At 67.5% G+C, this 17696-nt stretch carries 25 protein-coding genes; 14 read left to right on the top strand and 11 right to left on the bottom strand.

All coding sequences use genetic code 11. The features are described from left to right. Positions 1-9: 9 nt before the first annotated feature. Both ATE67_RS01720 and pyk read right to left on the bottom strand, forming a co-directional pair. On the bottom strand, positions 10-783 hold the full coding sequence (locus ATE67_RS01720) for an arginyltransferase (protein WP_058814962.1): 774 nt from the start codon (positions 781-783) through the stop codon (positions 10-12). A 186-nt stretch (positions 784-969) separates the two neighbouring features. Next, complete coding sequence (gene pyk / locus ATE67_RS01715; protein WP_058814961.1) at positions 970-2424, bottom strand: pyruvate kinase; 1455 nt, start codon at positions 2422-2424, stop codon at positions 970-972. Positions 2425-2533: 109 nt separating this feature from the next. Here pyk and ATE67_RS01710 point away from each other — a divergent pair, with 109 nt between their 5' ends. The 14 genes from ATE67_RS01710 (at position 2534) to pal (ending at position 11704) form a co-directional block, all read left to right on the top strand. Continuing rightward, the gene (locus tag ATE67_RS01710; RefSeq protein ID WP_058814960.1) at positions 2534-2854 is read left to right on the top strand and encodes a DUF1244 domain-containing protein; all 321 of its coding nucleotides are present in this window, start codon (positions 2534-2536) and stop codon (positions 2852-2854) included. A gap of 63 nt (positions 2855-2917) precedes the next feature. After that, positions 2918-3160, top strand: coding sequence for a DUF2312 domain-containing protein (locus ATE67_RS01705; protein WP_058814959.1), 243 nt, complete (start codon positions 2918-2920; stop codon positions 3158-3160). Positions 3161-3189: 29 nt separating this feature from the next. Next, on the top strand, positions 3190-3507 hold the full coding sequence (locus ATE67_RS01700) for a heavy metal-binding domain-containing protein (protein WP_058814958.1): 318 nt from the start codon (positions 3190-3192) through the stop codon (positions 3505-3507). Positions 3508-3565: 58 nt separating this feature from the next. After that, positions 3566-4312, top strand: a complete 747-nt coding sequence (locus tag ATE67_RS01695; RefSeq protein WP_058814957.1) for a YebC/PmpR family DNA-binding transcriptional regulator — start codon at positions 3566-3568, stop codon at positions 4310-4312. A gap of 96 nt (positions 4313-4408) precedes the next feature. Next, positions 4409-4882, top strand: coding sequence for a crossover junction endodeoxyribonuclease RuvC (gene ruvC, locus ATE67_RS01690; RefSeq protein ID WP_058814956.1), 474 nt, complete (start codon positions 4409-4411; stop codon positions 4880-4882). Positions 4883-5077: 195 nt separating this feature from the next. Continuing rightward, positions 5078-5677 carry a Holliday junction branch migration protein RuvA gene (ruvA, locus tag ATE67_RS01685; protein ID WP_058814955.1) on the top strand — a complete coding sequence of 200 codons (600 nt, stop codon included), beginning with the start codon at positions 5078-5080 and terminating at the stop codon, positions 5675-5677. Next, positions 5674-6075 (top strand): GFA family protein, encoded by a 402-nt coding sequence (locus ATE67_RS01680; protein ID WP_058814954.1) that lies wholly within the window; start codon positions 5674-5676, stop codon positions 6073-6075. Before ruvA ends, ATE67_RS01680 begins: the two co-directional genes overlap by 4 nt. Beyond that, a complete protein-coding gene (ruvB, locus tag ATE67_RS01675) occupies positions 6072-7100 on the top strand; it encodes a Holliday junction branch migration DNA helicase RuvB (RefSeq protein ID WP_058814953.1) in 1029 nt (342 codons plus the stop codon). Before ATE67_RS01680 ends, ruvB begins: the two co-directional genes overlap by 4 nt. A 101-nt stretch (positions 7101-7201) precedes the next feature. Further along, complete coding sequence (locus tag ATE67_RS01670) at positions 7202-7666, top strand: YbgC/FadM family acyl-CoA thioesterase (RefSeq protein WP_082660137.1); 465 nt, start codon at positions 7202-7204, stop codon at positions 7664-7666. Then, positions 7660-8358: a protein TolQ gene (gene tolQ / locus ATE67_RS01665; RefSeq protein WP_058814951.1), complete on the top strand. Its 699-nt coding sequence runs from the start codon at positions 7660-7662 to the stop codon at positions 8356-8358. The genes ATE67_RS01670 and tolQ overlap by 7 nt, the downstream gene beginning before the upstream one ends. Further along, complete coding sequence (gene tolR, locus ATE67_RS01660) at positions 8358-8867, top strand: protein TolR (RefSeq protein ID WP_058814950.1); 510 nt, start codon at positions 8358-8360, stop codon at positions 8865-8867. The genes tolQ and tolR overlap by 1 nt, the downstream gene beginning before the upstream one ends. Before the next feature lie 10 nt (positions 8868-8877). Next, positions 8878-9711 carry a hypothetical protein gene (locus ATE67_RS01655; RefSeq protein WP_058814949.1) on the top strand — a complete coding sequence of 278 codons (834 nt, stop codon included), beginning with the start codon at positions 8878-8880 and terminating at the stop codon, positions 9709-9711. Then, positions 9711-11081, top strand: coding sequence for a Tol-Pal system beta propeller repeat protein TolB (gene tolB / locus ATE67_RS01650; RefSeq protein WP_156416854.1), 1371 nt, complete (start codon positions 9711-9713; stop codon positions 11079-11081). Before ATE67_RS01655 ends, tolB begins: the two co-directional genes overlap by 1 nt. Positions 11082-11185: 104 nt before the next feature. Continuing rightward, positions 11186-11704, top strand: coding sequence for a peptidoglycan-associated lipoprotein Pal (gene pal, locus ATE67_RS01645; RefSeq protein ID WP_197411863.1), 519 nt, complete (start codon positions 11186-11188; stop codon positions 11702-11704). On the opposite strand, the gene ATE67_RS01640 is transcribed toward pal, so the two are convergent. The 9 genes from ATE67_RS01640 to gspG are packed head-to-tail and all read right to left on the bottom strand — an operon-like array spanning position 11691 to position 17687. Next, the gene (locus ATE67_RS01640; RefSeq protein WP_058814947.1) at positions 11691-12461 is read right to left on the bottom strand and encodes a prepilin peptidase; all 771 of its coding nucleotides are present in this window, start codon (positions 12459-12461) and stop codon (positions 11691-11693) included. The genes pal and ATE67_RS01640 overlap by 14 nt on opposite strands. A 1-nt stretch (position 12462) precedes the next feature. Beyond that, positions 12463-13179, bottom strand: coding sequence for a type II secretion system protein N (locus tag ATE67_RS01635; RefSeq protein WP_058814946.1), 717 nt, complete (start codon positions 13177-13179; stop codon positions 12463-12465). After that, positions 13176-13658 carry a type II secretion system protein GspM gene (gene gspM, locus ATE67_RS01630; protein ID WP_058814945.1) on the bottom strand — a complete coding sequence of 161 codons (483 nt, stop codon included), beginning with the start codon at positions 13656-13658 and terminating at the stop codon, positions 13176-13178. The genes ATE67_RS01635 and gspM overlap by 4 nt, the downstream gene beginning before the upstream one ends. After that, entirely contained in the window at positions 13655-14800 is a 1146-nt protein-coding gene (gene gspL / locus ATE67_RS01625) for a type II secretion system protein GspL (RefSeq protein ID WP_058814944.1), read from the bottom strand. The genes gspM and gspL overlap by 4 nt, the downstream gene beginning before the upstream one ends. Position 14801: 1 nt before the next feature. Continuing rightward, complete coding sequence (gspK, locus tag ATE67_RS01620; protein WP_058814943.1) at positions 14802-15806, bottom strand: type II secretion system minor pseudopilin GspK; 1005 nt, start codon at positions 15804-15806, stop codon at positions 14802-14804. Then, positions 15803-16414, bottom strand: coding sequence for a type II secretion system minor pseudopilin GspJ (gene gspJ, locus ATE67_RS01615; protein ID WP_058814942.1), 612 nt, complete (start codon positions 16412-16414; stop codon positions 15803-15805). The genes gspK and gspJ overlap by 4 nt, the downstream gene beginning before the upstream one ends. After that, entirely contained in the window at positions 16411-16773 is a 363-nt protein-coding gene (gene gspI / locus ATE67_RS01610; RefSeq protein WP_231728003.1) for a type II secretion system minor pseudopilin GspI, read from the bottom strand. Before gspI ends, gspJ begins: the two co-directional genes overlap by 4 nt. Then, a complete protein-coding gene (locus tag ATE67_RS01605; RefSeq protein ID WP_058814941.1) occupies positions 16763-17242 on the bottom strand; it encodes a GspH/FimT family pseudopilin in 480 nt (159 codons plus the stop codon). Before ATE67_RS01605 ends, gspI begins: the two co-directional genes overlap by 11 nt. After that, positions 17217-17687 (bottom strand): type II secretion system major pseudopilin GspG, encoded by a 471-nt coding sequence (gene gspG, locus ATE67_RS01600; RefSeq protein WP_058815218.1) that lies wholly within the window; start codon positions 17685-17687, stop codon positions 17217-17219. Before gspG ends, ATE67_RS01605 begins: the two co-directional genes overlap by 26 nt. Positions 17688-17696: the final 9 nt, after the last annotated feature.

Below are 17696 nucleotides of genomic sequence, written 5' to 3'. Positions count from 1 at the left end.
AGGGCGGTTTCAGGCGAGTTCAAACATCGCCGCGATGCGGTCCGACGTCGCCGGCTCGAAACGCGACCAGCCATCGGGGCCGAGCTTTTCGAGCGGACGGAAGCGCGCCTTGTACGCCATGCGCGCCGACCCCTCGATCCAGTAGCCGAGATAGACATATGGCAACCCGGCGTTCGCGGCGCGCAGCACATGGTCGGCGATGATATAGGTGCCGAGCCCTTCGCGCAGCGCGTGGCCCGCATCGAAAAAGCTGTAGATCATCGACAGCCCGTCGCCCTGCCGGTCGGTCAGGCAGCAACCGACAAGGCGGCCCTTGCTGCCGTCGGTCGTCGGCTCGCGATATTCGATCATATAGCTGTCGACCGGGGTCTGCTCGACCATGTCGGCAAAATCCTGCTCGTCCATGTCGGCCATGCCGCCATTGGGGTGGCGCGATCCCAGATAGGCGCGCAGCAGCGCATATTGCTCTTCGGTCGCCCACGGCTTGCACGCGACGGCGACAAGATCGCGGTTGCGGCGGATCGTCCGCTTCTGCGAATTGCTGGGCGTGAACTCGCTGGCGCAGACGCGCACCGAAACGCAGGCCGAACAGTCGGCGCAGCTCGGGCGATAGGCGACCGACTGGCTGCGGCGGAAACCGATTCGGCCCAGCGCGTCGTTCAATTCGGTCGCGTTGTTGCCGCTGAGTTCGGTGAACACCTTCCGTTCGGTCTTGCCTTCGATATACGGGCATGGCGCCGGGCTGGTGACGAAAAAGCGCGGGAAACGGAAGGGTGCGGACACGCGAGACGGACCTTTCGGACTAGCAATGCGGAGCCCCCCGACGCGGGTCCGTTGCGCTACATGCAGCGGTTATGCCGCGCGCCGTCAATGGTGCAAAGACCATTTACCATTTTTGTCCGTGCCGATTTGAATCAGGCGCAAAAAATTCTGAATCGCCTGGTAACTTTTGTGCCGATTTGAATCGGATCAGGCGTATCCACGCAGTTCGTCGCCGGTCAGCGTCGCGACGTGCAGCACATTTGTGGACCCCGGCGTGCCGAACGGGACGCCCGCCATCATGACCAGCTTCGATCCCGCCTTGCCGATGCCGTGGCGCAGCGCCATGCGCTTGCCCTTGGCGATCATCTCCTCAAAGCTGCCGATGTCCTTGGTCGGAACGGCATGTGCGCCCCACAACAAGCCCATGCGCCGCGCCGCCTCGCGCTTCGGCGTCAGCACGAGGAGCGGCGCCCCGGCCCGCTCGCGCGCGACGCGGCGCGCGGTCGAGCCCGAGAAGGTGAAACAGATGATCGCGTCGGCGCCGATCGTCCGTGTGATGTCGCCCGCCGCTTCGGCGAGCGCGTCGGCGGTCGTCGCGTCGGGCGTCGTCTCGGTAAAGTGCAGGCGGCGGAAATAATCGGGGTCGCTCTCGACCGACCGCGCGATCGAATCCATCATCGTGACAGCTTCCACCGGCCAGGCGCCCGCCGCAGTCTCGGCCGACAGCATGATCGCATCCGCGCCGTCGTACACCGCCGTGGCAACATCGCTAACTTCCGCACGCGTCGGCGACGGCGAGACGATCATCGATTCGAGCATCTGCGTCGCCACGACGACGGGCTTGCCCATGCGCCGCGCGGTCGCGACGATGCGCTTCTGCAGCGGCGGCACCGCCTCGGGCGGCAGTTCAACGCCCAGGTCGCCACGCGCCACCATCGCGGCGTCGGCGATCTCAAGGATTTCCTCGAGCCGCTGCACGCCCGAGGGCTTTTCGAACTTCACCAGCAGCGCCGCCTTGCCACCGATCAGCCGCCGCGCCTCGGCCACGTCCTCGGGGCGCTGGACGAACGACAGCGCGATCCAGTCGACATGCTGTTCGAGCGCGAAGGTCAGGTCCTTGCGATCCTTTTCGGTCAGCGCCGCGAGCGGCACGACGACGTCGGGGACGTTGACGCCCTTGCGATCGGAGATCTTGCCGCCGACCTCGACCACCGTCTCGATCCGGTCCTTCGAAACGCTCTTCACGCGCAGCACCAGCTTGCCGTCGTCGATCAGCAGCCGCGTGTCGGGTTCGAGCGCCGCGAAGAGCTCGGGATGCGGCAGATAGACCCGCGTCGCATCGCCTGGCGCCTTGTCGGCGTCGAGAACGAAAGGCTTGCCCTTCACGAGTTCGGCCGGGCCATCCTTGAAGGTGCCGACGCGCAGCTTCGGCCCCTGCAGGTCGACGAGGATGGTCGTCGGGCGCCCGGTGTCCTTTTCCAGCGCCCGGATCGCCGCGATCACCTTGGCGTGACCGGCATGATCGCCGTGGCTCATGTTCACCCGGAAGGCATCGGCCCCGGCGCGATGCAGCGCCGCGATCATGTCGGGATTCGCGCTGGCGGGGCCAAGGGTCGCCAGGATGCGCACCTTGCGCTGGCGGGGGGTGAAACTCTGGACCACAAATGCTCCGATGACGTGGGGGGAATTGAGACCGCTTGCCTAGGCGCGTTGCCCCGGCCAAGGCAAGTCGCGTATAGCTATTCATCCGCCGACCAGAAGGAAAGCCGCCATGTCCTGCAGCGACGACACGACCGCCCCGAACGATGCGCTCGACACCCTCGACGACGCCGCCGCCGCCGCGGCGTTTCGCCGCCTCGTCCGCCTGCTCCAGCATCGCAGCGACGCCCAGAACATCGACCTGATGGGCCTCGCGGGCTTCTGCCGCAACTGCCTCGGTGACTGGATCGCCGAGGCGGGCGGCATGGACAAGGAAGCCGGGCGCGCAATCATCCACGGCATGCCAACCGCCGACTGGAAAGCGCGCTTCCATACGCCTGCCACGGTAGAGCAGCTGCAACGGATGGAAGAAAGCATGGCCAAGAATCCCTGACCTCGCTAGGTGAGCCGCGAGGCGATTCTCGCCACCCAAATCCAACCTTCAGCGGAGTCCAAAATGAGCGAAGCCACCGTGTCCGACGAACAACTGCGCCTTTTCATCGAGCGCATCGAGCGGCTGGAAGAAGAAAAGAAGGGCATCGCCGACGACATTCGCGACGTCTATCTGGAATCGAAGTCGCAGGGCTATGATCCCAAGATCATGCGCCAGATCGTGCGCCTGCGCAAAATGCCCGTCCACGACCGCAAGGAGATGGAAGCGATCCTGGACGTTTACAAATCGGCGCTCGGCATCGCCTGACGCCTTTTATCCAAGCCGGGAGAATGACGATGTTCAGCACCACCACCAACATGATCGAAGGCCGTCCGGTCCGCGAATATCTGGGCATCGTCACCGGCGAGGTGATCGTCGGCGCCAACCTCTTCCGCGACCTGTTCGCGAGCATCACCGACATCGTCGGCGGTAGGTCGGGCAAATATGAGGACGTCCTCGCCCGCGCGCGCAAGGAAGCGATCGCCGAGATGGAAGCCGAGGCCGCACGCCTCGGCGGCAACGCCGTGGTCGGTGTCGACCTGGACTATGAAGTGCTGGGCCAGAACGGGTCGATGCTGATGGTGAGCGCCTCCGGCACCGCCGTGGTTGTCTGAAACCGCGCGCCACGCTAGGGGCGGCGCCAGCTTTCAAAATTACCGATGGAGGGTGGCTGTGGCCGGCCATAGTAAATTCAAGAACATCATGCACCGCAAGGGTGCGCAGGACAAAAAGCGCAGCGCGCTTTTCTCCAAACTCGCGCGCGAAGTCACGGTCGCGGCGAAGATGGGCCTGCCCGACCCCGATGCCAACGCGCGCCTGCGCGCCGCGGTCAACGCCGCCAAGGCGCAGTCGATGCCCAAGGACAATATCCAGCGCGCGATCGACAAGGCCGCAGGCGGCGAAGGCGAGAATTACGAGGAAATCCGCTACGAGGGCTATGGCCCCGGCGGCGTCTCGCTGATCGTCGAGGCGCTCACCGACAACCGCAACCGCACCGCGACCAACGTCCGCACCGCCTTCTCGAAAAACGGCGGCAACCTCGGCACCTCGGGCAGCGTCAGCCACGGGTTCGACCGGCTCGGCCTGATCACCTATCCTGCGAAAGCCGGCGACGCCGACACGGTGTTCGAAGCGGCACTCGACGCGGGCGCGGACGATGTCGAATCGTCCGAAGACGGCCATGAAATCTGGACCAGCGTCGACAGCTTGCACGAAGTCGCGAAGGCGCTCGAGGTCAAGATCGGCGAAGCCGAAGGCGTAAAGCTGGCGTGGAAACCGACGATCAAGAGCGAAGTCGGCGACGAAGCGACCGCCCAGTCGCTGTTCAAGCTGATCGACACGCTCGACGACGACGACGATGTTCAGACCGTGTGGGGCAATTACGAAATTCCCGACGCGGTGATGGAAAAGCTTGGCTAGACCCCAAGACCCGTTCGCATCGCGCGAAGTCGGGATGCCCATCGGTCGTACACGCCTCCGGGGTGTCTCGACTTCGCTCGGCACGAACGGATTGTGATGATCATCCTCGGCCTCGATCCCTCGCTCAGCTGCACCGGCTGGGGCGTCATTCGCGTCGAGGGTAGTCGGATCAGCCACATCGCCAACGGCCAGGTGAAGACCGACGCCAAGGCGCCCCTGCCCGAGCGGCTCGCGCATCTCGATACGGTGCTCGCGGCCGTGATCGCCGATCATGCTCCCACCTGCGCGGCGGTCGAGGAAGTGTTCGTCAACGACAATCCGCAATCGACGCTCAAGCTGGCGCACGCCCGCGGCGTCGTCCTGCTCGGCTGCGCGCGCGGCGGGCTGGACGTCGCCGAATATGCGCCGCGCCTCGTCAAGAAAGCCGTCGTCGGCACCGGCGGCGCGGCGAAGGAGCAGGTACAGGCGATGCTGCGCGTCCTGCTGCCGGGAGCGAAGGTCGCGGGCGCCGATGCGGCTGACGCGCTGGCGGTCGCGATTTGTCACGCGAACCACCGCCCGCGCTTTTGATGATTTCACGCGAAGGCGCGAAGACGCGAAGAGGCCCGCTTGGGCCGTCAGGCCCGGTTCTCGCGCTCCACCGCGTCGTCGCCAACGTAAGGGGAAACAAGCCGCTTCGCGGCAAACGCGGCATCTTCGCGTCTTCGCGTCTTCGCGTGAACCAAATCTGTTCCCTTTTCATTCCTGCCGCGCTAGCACGGTGAAATGATCGCAAAACTCACCGGACGGCTCGACAGCAGCGGCGCAGGCCATGCGGTGATCGACGTCGGCGGCGTCGGCTATCTGGTCGAGGCCTCGGCACGCACCTTGGACGCGCTCGGTCCGGTCGGCGGCACCGTCACCATCCACACCGAAATGCTGGTCGGTGAGGATTTCCTGCGCCTGCTCGGCTTTGCCAAGGCCGAGGAACGCGACTGGTTCCGCCTGCTTACCAGCGTCCAGGGCGTCGGCGCCAAGGTCGCGCTCGCGATCCTGTCGGCGCTGGAAATCGGCGACCTGCAACGCGCGCTCGCCAGCGGCGACAGCGCGATGATCGCCCGCGCGAACGGCGTCGGGCCGAAGCTGGCGCAGCGGATTGCGCATGAGCTGAAGGACAAGGCGGGGGCGCTGGGCGGGATCGCGGGTTCGAGTCCAGCCCTGTCCGCCACCAGCGGCCCGCTCGGCGACGCCGTCACCGCCCTCACCGGCCTCGGCTTCAAGCCCGGCGAAGCCAGCGCCGCGGTGGCAGCGGCGAACGAGGAATTGGGTGCAGGGGCGAGCCTCGACGCTTTGGTTCGCGCGGCGCTGAAGAAAGTGGCCAAGTGACCGCCCGCATCCGCAACGCCGCCTGCCGCTGCGGCCAGCTCCGCATTGCATGCACTGGCGAGCCGATCCGCGTCTCGGTCTGCCACTGCCGCAACTGCAAGGCGCGAAGTGGAAGCGCCTTTGCCGCACAGGCGCGCTTCCCGGCCGATCAGGTTCGCACCGAAGGCGAAGCGAAACTGTACCAGCATCCCGGCGGCAGCGGCACTCTCGCGGACTTCTACTTCTGCGAAAACTGCGGATCCACGCTCTGGTTCCTCAATCGCCCGGGACTCGACAGCTACGCCGTGCCGATCGGCAATTTCGAACCCGGCCATGATTTCGAACCCCAATTTTCGGTCTATGAGGATCGTCAGGAACCTTGGGTTTGTATCCTCGGCGAGGCAATAGAGCGTTTATGACCGAGCCCGCCCTCACGACCCCGATCCGTACCCCCGAGGACGCCGACGCGGCGCTGCGGCCCAAGTCGCTCGCCGAATTCGTCGGCCAAGCCGCGGCGCGCGAGAACTTGCGGATTTTCATCGAGGCGGCGAAGGCGCGGTCCGATGCGCTTGACCATGTGCTCTTCTATGGCCCCCCGGGGCTCGGCAAGACGACGCTGGCGCAGATCGTCGCCAAGGAGCTCGGCGTCGGCTTCCGCTCGACCAGCGGACCGGTCATCGCCAAGGCGGGCGACCTCGCCGCGCTGCTTACCAACCTCGAGGACGGCGACGTCCTCTTCATCGACGAGATCCACCGCCTGTCGCCTGCGGTCGAGGAAATCCTCTATCCCGCGATGGAGGACCGTGCGCTCGATATCATGATCGGCGAGGGGCCGTCGGCGCGGTCGGTCCGCATCGACCTACCGAAGTTCACCCTCGTGGGCGCGACGACGCGGCAGGGGTTGCTGACGACGCCGCTCCGCGATCGCTTCGGCATTCCGGTGCGGCTCAACTTCTATACGCATGGCGAGCTCGAACAGGTCATTTCGCGCGCCGCGCGGCTGCTCGCGCTGCCGATCGCGGCCGACGGCGCGCTGGAAATCGCTAAGCGCTCGCGCGGGACGCCGCGCATCGCCGGACGTCTGCTCCGCCGGGTGCGCGACTTCGCGACCGTCGCCGGGCATGCGGTGGTCGATGCGAAGGCCGCCGATGCCGCGCTCAATCGGCTGGAGGTCGACGCGCTCGGGCTCGACGCGATGGACCGCCGTTACCTGACCATGATCGCCGACATCTATCGCGGCGGCCCCGTCGGGGTCGAGACGCTCGCGGCGGGTCTCAGCGAGCCGCGCGACACGATCGAGGACGTGATCGAGCCCTATCTGCTGCAGGCCGGCCTCATCGCCCGCACTGCGCGCGGGCGGTGTCTGAATGCCAGCGCGTGGAAGCATCTGGGGCTCAATCCGCCCGCAGGTTCGCAGGACGGACTTTTCGATCAGGCAAAATAGGCGGATTTCCGCGGCTTTCATTCCACCAAGCGGCCCTCAAGTGCGACGAACCGTTGATGAGGGGTTTGCGACGAGTCGTTGCGTCGCTATCGGTCCTAAAGATGGCCGATGTTCCCCCACCCTTCGTCCCCGGCGCCTTCGTCGGGGCCGCGCACCATTATCGCGCGCGCATCTATTTCGAGGACACCGACCTGTCGGGCATCGTCTATCACGCCAATTACCTGCGCTATATGGAGCGCGCGCGCTCCGACATGCTGCGCCTTGCGGGCATCGACCAGCGCGCAGCGATGGAGGGCGGCGAAGGCGCGTGGGCGGTCACCGATCTGACCATCAAATATCGTAGCCCCGCAAAGCTCGACGACGACATCTTGGTCGTCAGCACCGTCGAAGCGGTGCGCGGTGCAAGCGTGATCATCGCGCAGCGCATCCTTCGCGGTCAGGACGAGTTAACGAACGGACGCGTCACCGCGGCCTTCCTGTCGCCCGAAGGCCGGCCGCGTCGCCAACCCGCGGGCTGGGCCGAACGCTTTACCGCCATCATGAATGGAGAGACTTTCCCTTGCTAGACAATATCAAGCTGGCCGCCGACGCGGCGACGCTTTCCCCCGTCGCACTGTTCCTGCAGGCCGACTGGATCGTCAAAGGCGTGATGATCGGGCTTTTGCTTGCATCGGTCTATGTCTGGGCAGTGATCTTCACGCACGGCCGGGGCGTCGGGAAGATGATGCGCGCATCGGACCAGTTCGAGCGCGATTTCTGGCGCGCCGAGAATATCGACAAATTCTATGACAAGAACAGCACCGAGGAACTCCCCAGCGCGAAGGTGCTGGCGGCCGGGATCAGTGAATGGCGCCGCTCGACCAAGGGCAAGGTCATCGATCGCGACGGCACGCGCGAACGGCTCGGCATTGCGATGAACGCCGCGGTCGAGGGCGAAGTCGACCGGCTGGCCGAAAAGATCGGCACGCTCGCCACCATTGGCGCCGTCGCGCCGTTCGTCGGCCTGTTCGGTACTGTCTGGGGCATCATGCGCAGCTTCACCGCGATCGCGGCGGAGAATAACAGCAGTCTTGCCGTCGTCGCGCCCGGCATCGCCGAGGCGCTGTTTGCGACCGCGATCGGCCTGTTCGCGGCGATCCCGGCGGTCATCGCCTACAACGCCTTCTCGCAGCGGCTGAACCGCCTCGAATCGCGGCTCGGCCGCTTCGCCGACGGGCTGCACGCAACCTTCAGCCGCGAACTCGAGGTCGAAGCCTGATGGCGATGTCGGGCCCTTCCGGCGGCGCCGGCGGACGGCGGCGCGGGCGCGGCGGACGGCGGGCGCCGATGGCCGACATCAACGTCACCCCGCTCGTCGACGTCATGCTGGTGCTGCTGATCATCTTCATGATCACCGCGCCCTTGCTCGCCTCCGCGGTGCCGATCGACCTGCCCGACAGCCGCGCCAAGCCGGTCGAGACCGAGGAGCAGGAACCCGTGCAGCTGTCGATCAACGCCGACGACACCATCTATCTTGGCGATCAGGTCGTGCCCGAGGCCGAGCTGCCCGCGCGGCTCGACGCGATCGCGCGCGAGAATGAGGGCAAGGACAAGCCTCGCCAGATCATGCTGCGCGCCGACAAGGGCCTCGACTATGGCCGCGTGATGGCGGTGATGGGTGAACTCAACCGCGCCGGCCTGACACGCATCGCGCTCGTCACCACGGGAGCCGAAAGCGGCGCGGCGGCCGAAGCCGCGGTCACCGACGGTTCAGGCAGCGGCCAATAGGCTCCGGATCATGGCTGCCACAACAGCACCCGGGGGGAACCAGAATGCCGGCATCGCGATCGCGGTGCTGCTGCATATCGTGGTGATCGGTCTGCTGTCGGTGCAATGGACGGCCGGCGACCGGCGCTTCGACAATCCGCCGATGGAGGTCGATCTGGTTGCCGAGACGGCACCGCAATCGAGCGCGCCGGTGATCACCGAAACGCCACCCGCGGCGCGGCTGGGCGAAGAATATTCGGAAGAGATCGCCGTGTCCGAGCCCGTGCCGACGCCGCCGGTGCCCGAACCGGTCGTCCGGCCGACGCCGGCTCCGACGCCCAAACAGGTGGCGCGGCCGGTGGTGACGCCGAAGAAAACGCCGCCGGCTGCACAGAAGGCGGTGCCCAAGGCCACGCCGAAGGCGACCACGCCGCCGAAGAAGACAACGACGCGCCCGACCGGACGGCTCGACGGGATCGTCGACGGCCTCAGCAAGGGACCAACGAAGTCGACCCAAACCAAGGGCGCGCCGGCCGCGACGACGGCGGCCGAGGTCAAGCGGTCGATCGATGTCGCGATCGACGGCAAGATCCTGCCCTACTGGCGGCGCAATGTGCCGTCGGGGGTCGATATCGACCAGCTGCGCGTCGTGCTCCGCATCCAGCTCAGCCGCGACGGGCGCGTGACCAGCGTCAGCCAGGTCGGCGAGCTATCGGGCAAGACCGACAGCAATGCGCCGCAGCAGAAACTGTTCATCGAACGCGCGGAACGCTCCATCCGCCAAGCCTCGCCCTTCGACTTGCCCGACGAATATTATGATCAATGGAAGGTCTGGGACGTGACCTTCCGCGCGAAAGGAATGTGATGACACCGCTGACTCTCCGGCTCGCTCTGCTTGCTTCGGCGCTCGGCGCCGTTTCGGCGCTCCCCGCAGCAGCCCAGACGCCGCCCGCGACGACGACCGAGGCCCCGCGTACGGCGGAGGTGGTGGCCGAGGTCTCGACCGAGCGCACCATCATCGCCGTCCCCGCCCTCGCCACCCCCGCGGTCACAACTGTCGCGGGCCTGCGCACGGACAGTCTCGGCCGTCAAATCGCCGAGGTCATCGCTGCCGACCTTGAGCGCAGCGGGCTGTATGCGCCGCTCGGCCCCGGCAGCGTCCGTGCGATCAGCATGGCCGAAGTCCGCGCGCCCAATTTCGCCGATTGGCAGGCCAGAAACGCCGACAATGTCGTCCACGGTTTCGTGCAGACGAACAGCACCGGCGGGCTTGTCGTTGGATGTTATCTCTACGACACGGCGCTTGGCACCGAGCTCGTCCGCCAGGGTTTCGAAATCCAGCCCGGCGACTGGCGCCGCGCCGCGCATAAATGCGCCGACGCCATCTATTCGCGCCTGTCGGGGGAATCGCCCTTCTTCGACAGCCGCGTCGCCTATATCGCCGAGAGCGGGCCCAAGGGGAACCGCATCAAGCGGCTCGCGATCATGGATTCGGACGGCGGCAACCACCGCTTCATCACCAACGGTCAGGCGCTCGCGATCAGCCCGCGCTTCTCGCCCGATTACAAGAAGATCGTCTACGTCTCCTATCTGAACAACCGCGTCCGCGTGTTCATTTACGACATCGCGAGCGGCAGCCAGAAGCTGGTCACCGAAAGCGGCAACGCGACCTTCGCGCCGCGCTGGTCGCCCGACGGGCGCCAGATCCTCTATTCGATGGCGGTCGGCGGCAACACCGACATCTATCGAATCTCGGCCGACGGCGGCACGCCGGTGCGCCTGACGAGCACGCCGGGGATCGACGTGGGCGGCAGCTTCTCGCCCGACGGCAAGAAGATCGTCTTTGAAAGCGATCGGTCGGGCAGCCAGCAAATCTATACGATGAACATCGACGGATCGAACCAGCAGCGGATCAGCTTCGGCGGCGGGCGCTATGCCACCCCCGAATGGTCGCCGCGCGGCGACCTGATCGCCTTCACTCGCATGGGCGGCGGCGAATTCCGCGTCGGCGTCATGACGCCTTCGGGCGGCGGCGTGCGGATGCTGACCAACAGCTGGCAGGACGAGGCGCCGACCTGGTCGCCGAACGGCCGCGTCATCCAGTTCTTCCGCACCTCGCCTGGCCGCGAAGGCAAGTCGCAGTTGTGGCAGGTCGACCTGACCGGCGTGAACCTGCGCCGCCTGCCGACGCCGCAAGACGGTTCGGACCCGAGCTGGGGTCCAATCCTGCCCTGAGCGATCGGTCGAAGGCATCGGAACCAAAGGAAATCGGCCGGGTTCAACTTAAGTTAATCCCCGACCCGCACGACTGAAGACGAAACAACAAGAGGACAGAAGCCATGACGATACGCAAAACCACCGCGATGATCGCGGCGATCACCATGTTGACTGTTGGGGCTTGTGCGAAAAAAGCACCCGATACGCTTCCCCCTGCGCCCGATGGCAGCGGCACCGACACGGGGACCGGAACCGGAAACGGGGTCGTTCCCGGATCGCAGGAAGATTTCCTGGCCAGCGTTGGCGCCATGGGCGACCGCATTTTCTTCGATCTCGACCAGTATAATGTCGATGCACAAGACCAGGCGACGCTGCAGACCCAGGCGCAGTGGCTGGCGCGCTATCCCGCTGTCCGCGTCACGCTGGAGGGCCATGCCGACGAACGCGGCACCCGCGACTACAATATCGCGCTCGGCGAGCGCCGCGCCAATGCTGCCAAGAATTACCTCGCCTCGCTCGGCGTCGATCCGAACCGCATCCAGGTGATCAGCTATGGCAAAGAGCGCCCTGCTGCGCTCGGCTCGACCGAGGAAGCCTGGGCGCAAAACCGCCGCGCGGTGACCGTCGTTATCGGGAGCTGATAAGCGGCCACAAAGGCACCGCGGCCCACGCCGCGGCGCACGCGAACAATCCGAAGGGGACCGGCCGCTGGGCCAGCGGCTGGTCCCCTTTTCGCTGTCCGAATAGCGCCCAGACAATCCCGCCGAGGCTGGCGAGCAGCAGCATCAGCGGCAGCGCCTGCCAGCCGAGCCAGGCCCCGATCGCGGCGACGAGTTTCGGATCGCCGCCGCCCATGCCGTCCCTGAGCCGCACCCTTCGGTAAACCCACGCGATGGCGGCGAGCGTCAGACCGCAGACCACGGCACCGACCCAGCGGTCAATGAGCAGCGTGCCGAGCATCGGCCCCGCGATCAGCAGCCCGGTCGCGCCAAGCAAGGCGTTGAGCCCATCGGGCAGCCAGAAATGCCGCGCGTCGAGCAGCGCGAGCGGCAGCAGCATCCAGCCGAACAACGCCCAGAGCCACCCCGCCGTGCCGGGCATCCACGCGAGCGCCGCGACGCCGATCAGCGCCGAGCCGAGTTCGACGCGCCAGTGGAAGGGATCGATCGGGCGATGGCACTGGCGGCAGCGTCCGCGCGAGGCGAGCGCCGACAGCAGCGGCACCAGATCGGATACGCCCAGCCCCCGCCCGCACCCGTCGCACTGCGAGCGGCCGAGGACTGAACGTCCCGCCGGCCAGCGCAGCACCAACGTTGCGATGAAGCTGCCGAGAACCAGCCCGACGAGCCCGGCAAAAGCGACGCCCGCGCCAAAGGGCAAGGCGCCGAGGATCGGCATGTCAGAAGCGGCCCGTGGTCGCCAGCACGTAGCCGTCCGATTCCGGCTTGAAGCCGAGCACCGCGAGCGCCGCCGCCATCGCCGGGTCGCGGTCGACGTTGATCGCGAATTGCGCACGATAGGCGCCGCTGCCGTCGAATGACAGCGTCAGCCGTTCCATCCCCGACTGACTGGCGAGCGCCGCCTGCGCGCGGCCATTTGCGCAGCTGAGCGGGCCCGACAGCCCGTGCGACAGGTCGAGGCCCGCGATCGGCGCGCCGACCATCAGCTGCAGCCGTCCCGCGGCTTCGACGCATTTGCCGTCTGCGCCGAAGCGAACGGACGCGCCCTCGAAGCGGATCGTGTCGACCGGTAGCAGCCCGAGCCCGCCGGAGAGCGAGGTCACGCCATTGACGTCGGACATGCCGCGCGGATCGCTGCCGTGCAGCCGCCCCGCGAGCGCGCCCAAGCGATCATCGGCGCGCGAAAAGCTGAGTTCGGTATCCCCGCCGAGCAGCGCGAGCGGCGAAAGGCTGGCGCGCACGCTGCCCAGCGGCAGCGCGCCCAGGCGCGCGTCGATCAGGGCGCCCGACCAGACCGAGCCGCGCACCTCGCGCGCCGCGATCCCGGCCTCGCTTGCGCCGGACCATGCGAGCGCGAGCCGCATCGGAAAGGTCGTGACCAGCAGCAACAGCGCGAGGAGCGCCGCGGCGATAATCCAGCGCCGGCGCGACCTCATTGGTCGCCCTTTCGAAGCTCGGCGGTCATCCCGACTGTGCCGTCGGCCGCGGGCGTGATGGTCAGCTGGTCGACGACGAAGCCCTGCGCCTCCAGGCTGGCGATCCAGTCGGTGAGGACGGGCGCTTTCGCCGTCGCGATCGCGATCGTCGCCTGCCCCTGCCCGCGCGCCTCGTTGCGGTCGAGCGTCAGCCCGATCTCGCCCGCCGACTGCGCAAGATATTGGTCGAGCGCGACCGCGTCGACCGCAGCGGCAACCGGTTTGGCGGGGCGCTGACCCAGTAGCGCGACCTTCGCCGCGACACGGCCCTCGCGCTCGATCGCCGCCGCATGACGGGTTTCGAGGTCGACGAAGGCGGCGTAGGCGGGACGGCCCAGACCCCAGATGACGACGCCGAGCGCAAGCATGCCTGCGACGCCGACGAGCCAGCGTTCGCGCGTCGACAGGCCGCTCCACCAATTTTGCAGTCGCTCGGTCATGGCACCGCCCGGATCGTGATGTTTGCCATCTGCTGGCCGTCGGTCCCTGCCATCGGCTGCGCCGTGACCTTATACCCGCGCGCCTGCAGCGCGAGCAGCACCATATTCACATCCTCGACCCGCGGCGCGGCAAGCGTCGTCGTCAACGTGCCGTCGGTGCGGTGCGACAGCGCTTTCAACGACACGCCGGGCACGTCGCGCATCGCGTCATAGAGCGCCGAGGCGGGTATCGAGAAGGCGAGCGGTCCGCCGCCCGCTGCGGCCAGGCGGCGGTCGATCTCGGCTTCCGCCGCCGCCGCGTCCGCCGCCTCGATGCCAGCCTTTTTCGCTGTTACGACAACGACTTCGTCGGCGCGACTGGTATCGGACATCAGCCGAATGGCATGGACAATCGGGATCGCGACGCTGACGATGACGAGCGCGATCAGCAGCCGCTTCGCGAGCGTCAGACGCTCCGCATCGACCGACCAGCGCCGCTTCGGCTTCCACGCGCCGCTGCGCAGGTCGAGCGGGGGCGCGGCAAGCGAGAGCAGCAACGCCTCGCGCATCCGGTCCGCGTCGAGCGGCGCGATCACGCGCTCGCCCGCGATCCACGGATCGAGGTCGGGGTCGGACTGAAAGGCGCGGTCTGGCGTGCGGATGATCGCCTCGCCGGCGACTTCGGCGAGCCACAGCGAGTCGGGCTCGGGCGGCGGCACCGTCGCCGCCGAGGGAATGATCGTCGGCGCGTCAAGGCCGCGCGCCGTCAGCCAGTCGGTCCACGCCGTCATCGCGGCATGCGTCGTAACCGCCACGGGAACCGCCTGCCCCGCTTCGGCGGGCTGGCCCGCAACCACGTGCAACGCCGCGGCGTCGCCCAAGCTATCCTTCAGCGCGTCGAGCCGCGCCGCGGCGGCGGCCTGCGCGGGCGGCGCGTCGGGATAATGATGCCAGCGCAGCGGCACGTCGGCGGCGGGCGCGAGCGCGATCAGCCGGTCGTCGCCCCTCCCGTCCTGCGGTTTCTCCCACGCATCGACCCAGCCGTCGTCCTGCCCCGAATCGACGATCACGCCGTCATCGACGCGCAGCCAGGCGGGGCGCACGGCATCCTCGCCCGCGAGCGCCGCCACGGGGGGCAGCCACAGAACCAGGGTGCGCGTCACGTCAGTCGCTTTCGCCCCAGTCGCGGCGCACGATCGCGGGCGGCGCCCGTCCGGCGCTGGCCGCACCGCCATTGGCGTCGATGAGCGACACTGCCTTCAAGAAACCGTCCCCCATCGTCACATTCGTCGTCAGCGCCAGCCAGCGACTGTTCACCCCGGCCTGTTCGGCAACGTCGCTCGGCGGATCGAGCCGTTCGAGCGACCGCGCCTCCCAGAATCGCACGCTGCTGCCATAGCCGCCTGCGGGCCGCGCCGCCAGCGCCGCCCGTGCATCGGCGATGCGGATTTGACCGGGGATCAGCATCGCGATGAGCGGCGCCTGTTCGGGCGCAAGCGTGTTGACGTTGAGCTTTACGGGTTCGGCGACCGGCAGAACGCAAATCCAGGGCTTCAGCCGCGCATAGGTCTTCGGCGTCACGCCACGCACCGCCCGCAGCTCGCTGACATCGGCCATCTTGCGGTTGGCGGGCAGATAGGCGGCCTGCAATCCGCGATAGACATTATCCTCGGCGCCCAGCGGCCCCTCGTTGCTGTCGCTGTCGATCCAGTCGGCGGCGGCGCCCGCGATTCCCTGTGCCTCGCTTTGGTCTATGCCGATCAGCTTCATCAGTTCCGCAAATTGCGCCACCGCGCCCGACCGCTGGCTGAGCTTGCCCGGCAGCGTCTCGGCCGCAAGGCTGTTGAGGTTGAAGCAATTGTTGGCATCGCTCAGCCGCGCGCGCCCTTCGCCGCCGGGCAGCGGCAGGGTGAAATCGCGGCCGAGCCAATCGCCCGCAAGCGTCAGCTTGGCCGGGTCGCGCCCGACGAGATCGGCGACACGGCGGAGCGCGATCTGTTCGGCGGCGAAGGTGTAAGCGCGGCCCTGATCCACCGTCGCCGCGCTGCCCGCGATCCGCGTCGCCAGCGTCAGCCGGTCGAGCGCGGTCGCGGCGATCACCGCCATCACCGCCACGAGCAGCAGCACGCTGAGCAGCGCCGCACCGCGTTGATCCCTGCCCCGCTTCATGGCGCGGGCACCGGAACGACGGGAGGCGGAGGCAAGGTCGGCGCGGTCAGAAAGAGCATGGTCAGCGGCTCGCGGCCGCGCCGCGTCAATCGCACCTCGACCGCGCGCGGAAGGCGATCGCCGGGTTCGCTGGTCCAGCTGTCGCTCCAACCGCCCTGCGCGTCGCGATAGCGCACCGCGACCCCCGCCACTTCGCCGATCAGCCGGTCGCCGTCGGACAGCGCCTTGCCGTCGAGCATCGGCTGCGTTACAAGCCGCCATTCACCGCCGACCAGCGCATAACCGACGCGCTCGACGCTCGGCCGCGGACTGCCGTCGTCGGCCCCCGCCCCGGCATGGACGAAGGCGAAGCCGGTCGAGGAGCCGATGAACGCCGGCACGGCCTCGCCCGCGGGGCCGCGCGTCGGCCGCTGCACCGCCTGCGCGAGGTCGTTCGCCATCACCGCGCGCAGCCGGTTGATCCCGCTCATCCCCTTGAGCCGCGCTTGCACCGCATCCTGCGTGTCAACGCTGCTGCGCAGCAGCCCGACGCCCATCGCCGCGATCACCGCGAAAATCGACAGGGCGACAAGCATCTCGACCAGGGTAAAGCCGCGTTCGTCCCTCATCGCGACGGCCTGATGATCGTCAGCACCGCCTGCCCGTTGCCGCTTTCGGGACGCACGGTCAGGTCGATGCGCAGCAGGCTGTCGTCGGCGGTGCGCGCGACGCGCTGTTCGATGCGCCAGGTGCGCCCCGCGTTGGAGATGCTGCTGGCGCTGTTGCCGATCGTCGGCGGTGCGGGATCGGTCCAGAGTTCGACCGCGCGGTTCTGCGCGACGATGCCCGCCATCGTGCTTTCGTCGAGGTCGCCGGCGGTGCGGACGGCATAGGCGTCGAGCCGGACCAGCGTCAGCGCCGCGATGCTGATAATGCTGAGCGCGACGAGCATTTCCAGGAGGGTGAAACCGCGCTGGCTATTGCCCACGGCTGACCTCCCCGGTCGCCGAGACCCGGACGATCTCGCGCGCGTCCCCGCCCGACAGGACGACCGCCTGCGGGGTCGGGCTGGTGCCAACGCGGTCGAAGAGGATGCGCGACGTCGCCTGTCCGTCGCCCGCCGCAAAGTGGACGTCGTTGGGCCAGCCCCGCTGCTCGAAGGCGCGGCCCGGCACCGGCTGCCAAGCGCCGTCTATGCGGCGCTCAAAGCCATAGCCCGACGGCGCGAAATTGACCGCGACGCTACGCCCCTCGATCACCGCGACGTCGCGCGCAGCGGCGAGGCGCGCGGCAAGCCGATCGGCTTCGGTCCGCACATTGCGCTCTTCGCCGGGAATGGTCAGCACGACGACCGTCGCCGCGAGCGCCATGATCGCAAGCACGACCATCAATTCGACGAGCGTGAATCCGTTGACCGGAGGCGAAGGCGCCTCAGCTGTCCGCCCGGATGTCCGCATTATCGCCGGTCCCGCCGGGTGCGCCGTCGGCGCCCATCGACCAGATCTCGAACGCCTTTCCGTTCGCACCGGGCGCTTGGTAATTATAGGGACGGCCCCAAGGGTCGGCGGGCAGCTTCTTGATATAGCCGCCGCGTCGATAGCGCTCGGGCTGCGCGAGTGCGGGCGGCGCGGTGACCAGCGCGTTGAGACCATCTGTCGACGCCGGATAGGTCAGATTGTCGAGGCGATATTGCTCGAGCGCGCTTTCGAGCGTCGCAATATCGGCCTTCGCCTTGGTCACCATCGCCTTGTCCTGGCTGGGCAGCACGTTGATCATCACCACCGTCGCCAGCAGGCCGATGATGAAGATCACGACCATCAACTCGGTGAGCGTGAAGCCGCGTTCGCCCTTGCGGGGCCGGCGGGACGGACGCGCCTGATTGGTGTAGGCAGGATCGAGCATCAGGCGAAT

Source organism: Sphingopyxis sp. H050 (assembly GCF_001468265.1).
GTDB lineage: Bacteria > Pseudomonadota > Alphaproteobacteria > Sphingomonadales > Sphingomonadaceae > Sphingopyxis.
This window is presented reverse-complemented; position numbering and strand designations above follow the sequence as displayed.

What these genes read in the sequence shown, in the direction of transcription:
- ATE67_RS01640 (WP_058814947.1), bottom strand. Translation starts at nt 12,461, where the DNA reads ATGCCGATCCTCGGCGCCTTGCCCTTTGGCGCGGGCGTCGCTTTTGCC.
- ATE67_RS01605 (WP_058814941.1), bottom strand. Translation starts at nt 17,242, where the DNA reads ATGCGGACATCCGGGCGGACAGCTGAGGCGCCTTCGCCTCCGGTCAAC.
- gspK (WP_058814943.1), bottom strand. Translation starts at nt 15,806, where the DNA reads ATGAAGCGGGGCAGGGATCAACGCGGTGCGGCGCTGCTCAGCGTGCTG.
- ATE67_RS01670 (WP_082660137.1), top strand. Translation starts at nt 7,202, where the DNA reads ATGGCCGATGTTCCCCCACCCTTCGTCCCCGGCGCCTTCGTCGGGGCC.
- ruvC (WP_058814956.1), top strand. Translation starts at nt 4,409, where the DNA reads ATGATCATCCTCGGCCTCGATCCCTCGCTCAGCTGCACCGGCTGGGGC.
- gspM (WP_058814945.1), bottom strand. Translation starts at nt 13,658, where the DNA reads ATGACCGAGCGACTGCAAAATTGGTGGAGCGGCCTGTCGACGCGCGAA.
- ATE67_RS01705 (WP_058814959.1), top strand. Translation starts at nt 2,918, where the DNA reads ATGAGCGAAGCCACCGTGTCCGACGAACAACTGCGCCTTTTCATCGAG.
- ATE67_RS01700 (WP_058814958.1), top strand. Translation starts at nt 3,190, where the DNA reads ATGTTCAGCACCACCACCAACATGATCGAAGGCCGTCCGGTCCGCGAA.
- tolB (WP_156416854.1), top strand. Translation starts at nt 9,711, where the DNA reads ATGACACCGCTGACTCTCCGGCTCGCTCTGCTTGCTTCGGCGCTCGGC.
- ATE67_RS01710 (WP_058814960.1), top strand. Translation starts at nt 2,534, where the DNA reads ATGTCCTGCAGCGACGACACGACCGCCCCGAACGATGCGCTCGACACC.
- ATE67_RS01655 (WP_058814949.1), top strand. Translation starts at nt 8,878, where the DNA reads ATGGCTGCCACAACAGCACCCGGGGGGAACCAGAATGCCGGCATCGCG.
- ruvA (WP_058814955.1), top strand. Translation starts at nt 5,078, where the DNA reads ATGATCGCAAAACTCACCGGACGGCTCGACAGCAGCGGCGCAGGCCAT.
- ATE67_RS01635 (WP_058814946.1), bottom strand. Translation starts at nt 13,179, where the DNA reads ATGAGGTCGCGCCGGCGCTGGATTATCGCCGCGGCGCTCCTCGCGCTG.
- tolR (WP_058814950.1), top strand. Translation starts at nt 8,358, where the DNA reads ATGGCGATGTCGGGCCCTTCCGGCGGCGCCGGCGGACGGCGGCGCGGG.
- pal (WP_197411863.1), top strand. Translation starts at nt 11,186, where the DNA reads ATGACGATACGCAAAACCACCGCGATGATCGCGGCGATCACCATGTTG.
- ruvB (WP_058814953.1), top strand. Translation starts at nt 6,072, where the DNA reads ATGACCGAGCCCGCCCTCACGACCCCGATCCGTACCCCCGAGGACGCC.
- gspJ (WP_058814942.1), bottom strand. Translation starts at nt 16,414, where the DNA reads ATGAGGGACGAACGCGGCTTTACCCTGGTCGAGATGCTTGTCGCCCTG.
- gspG (WP_058815218.1), bottom strand. Translation starts at nt 17,687, where the DNA reads ATGCTCGATCCTGCCTACACCAATCAGGCGCGTCCGTCCCGCCGGCCC.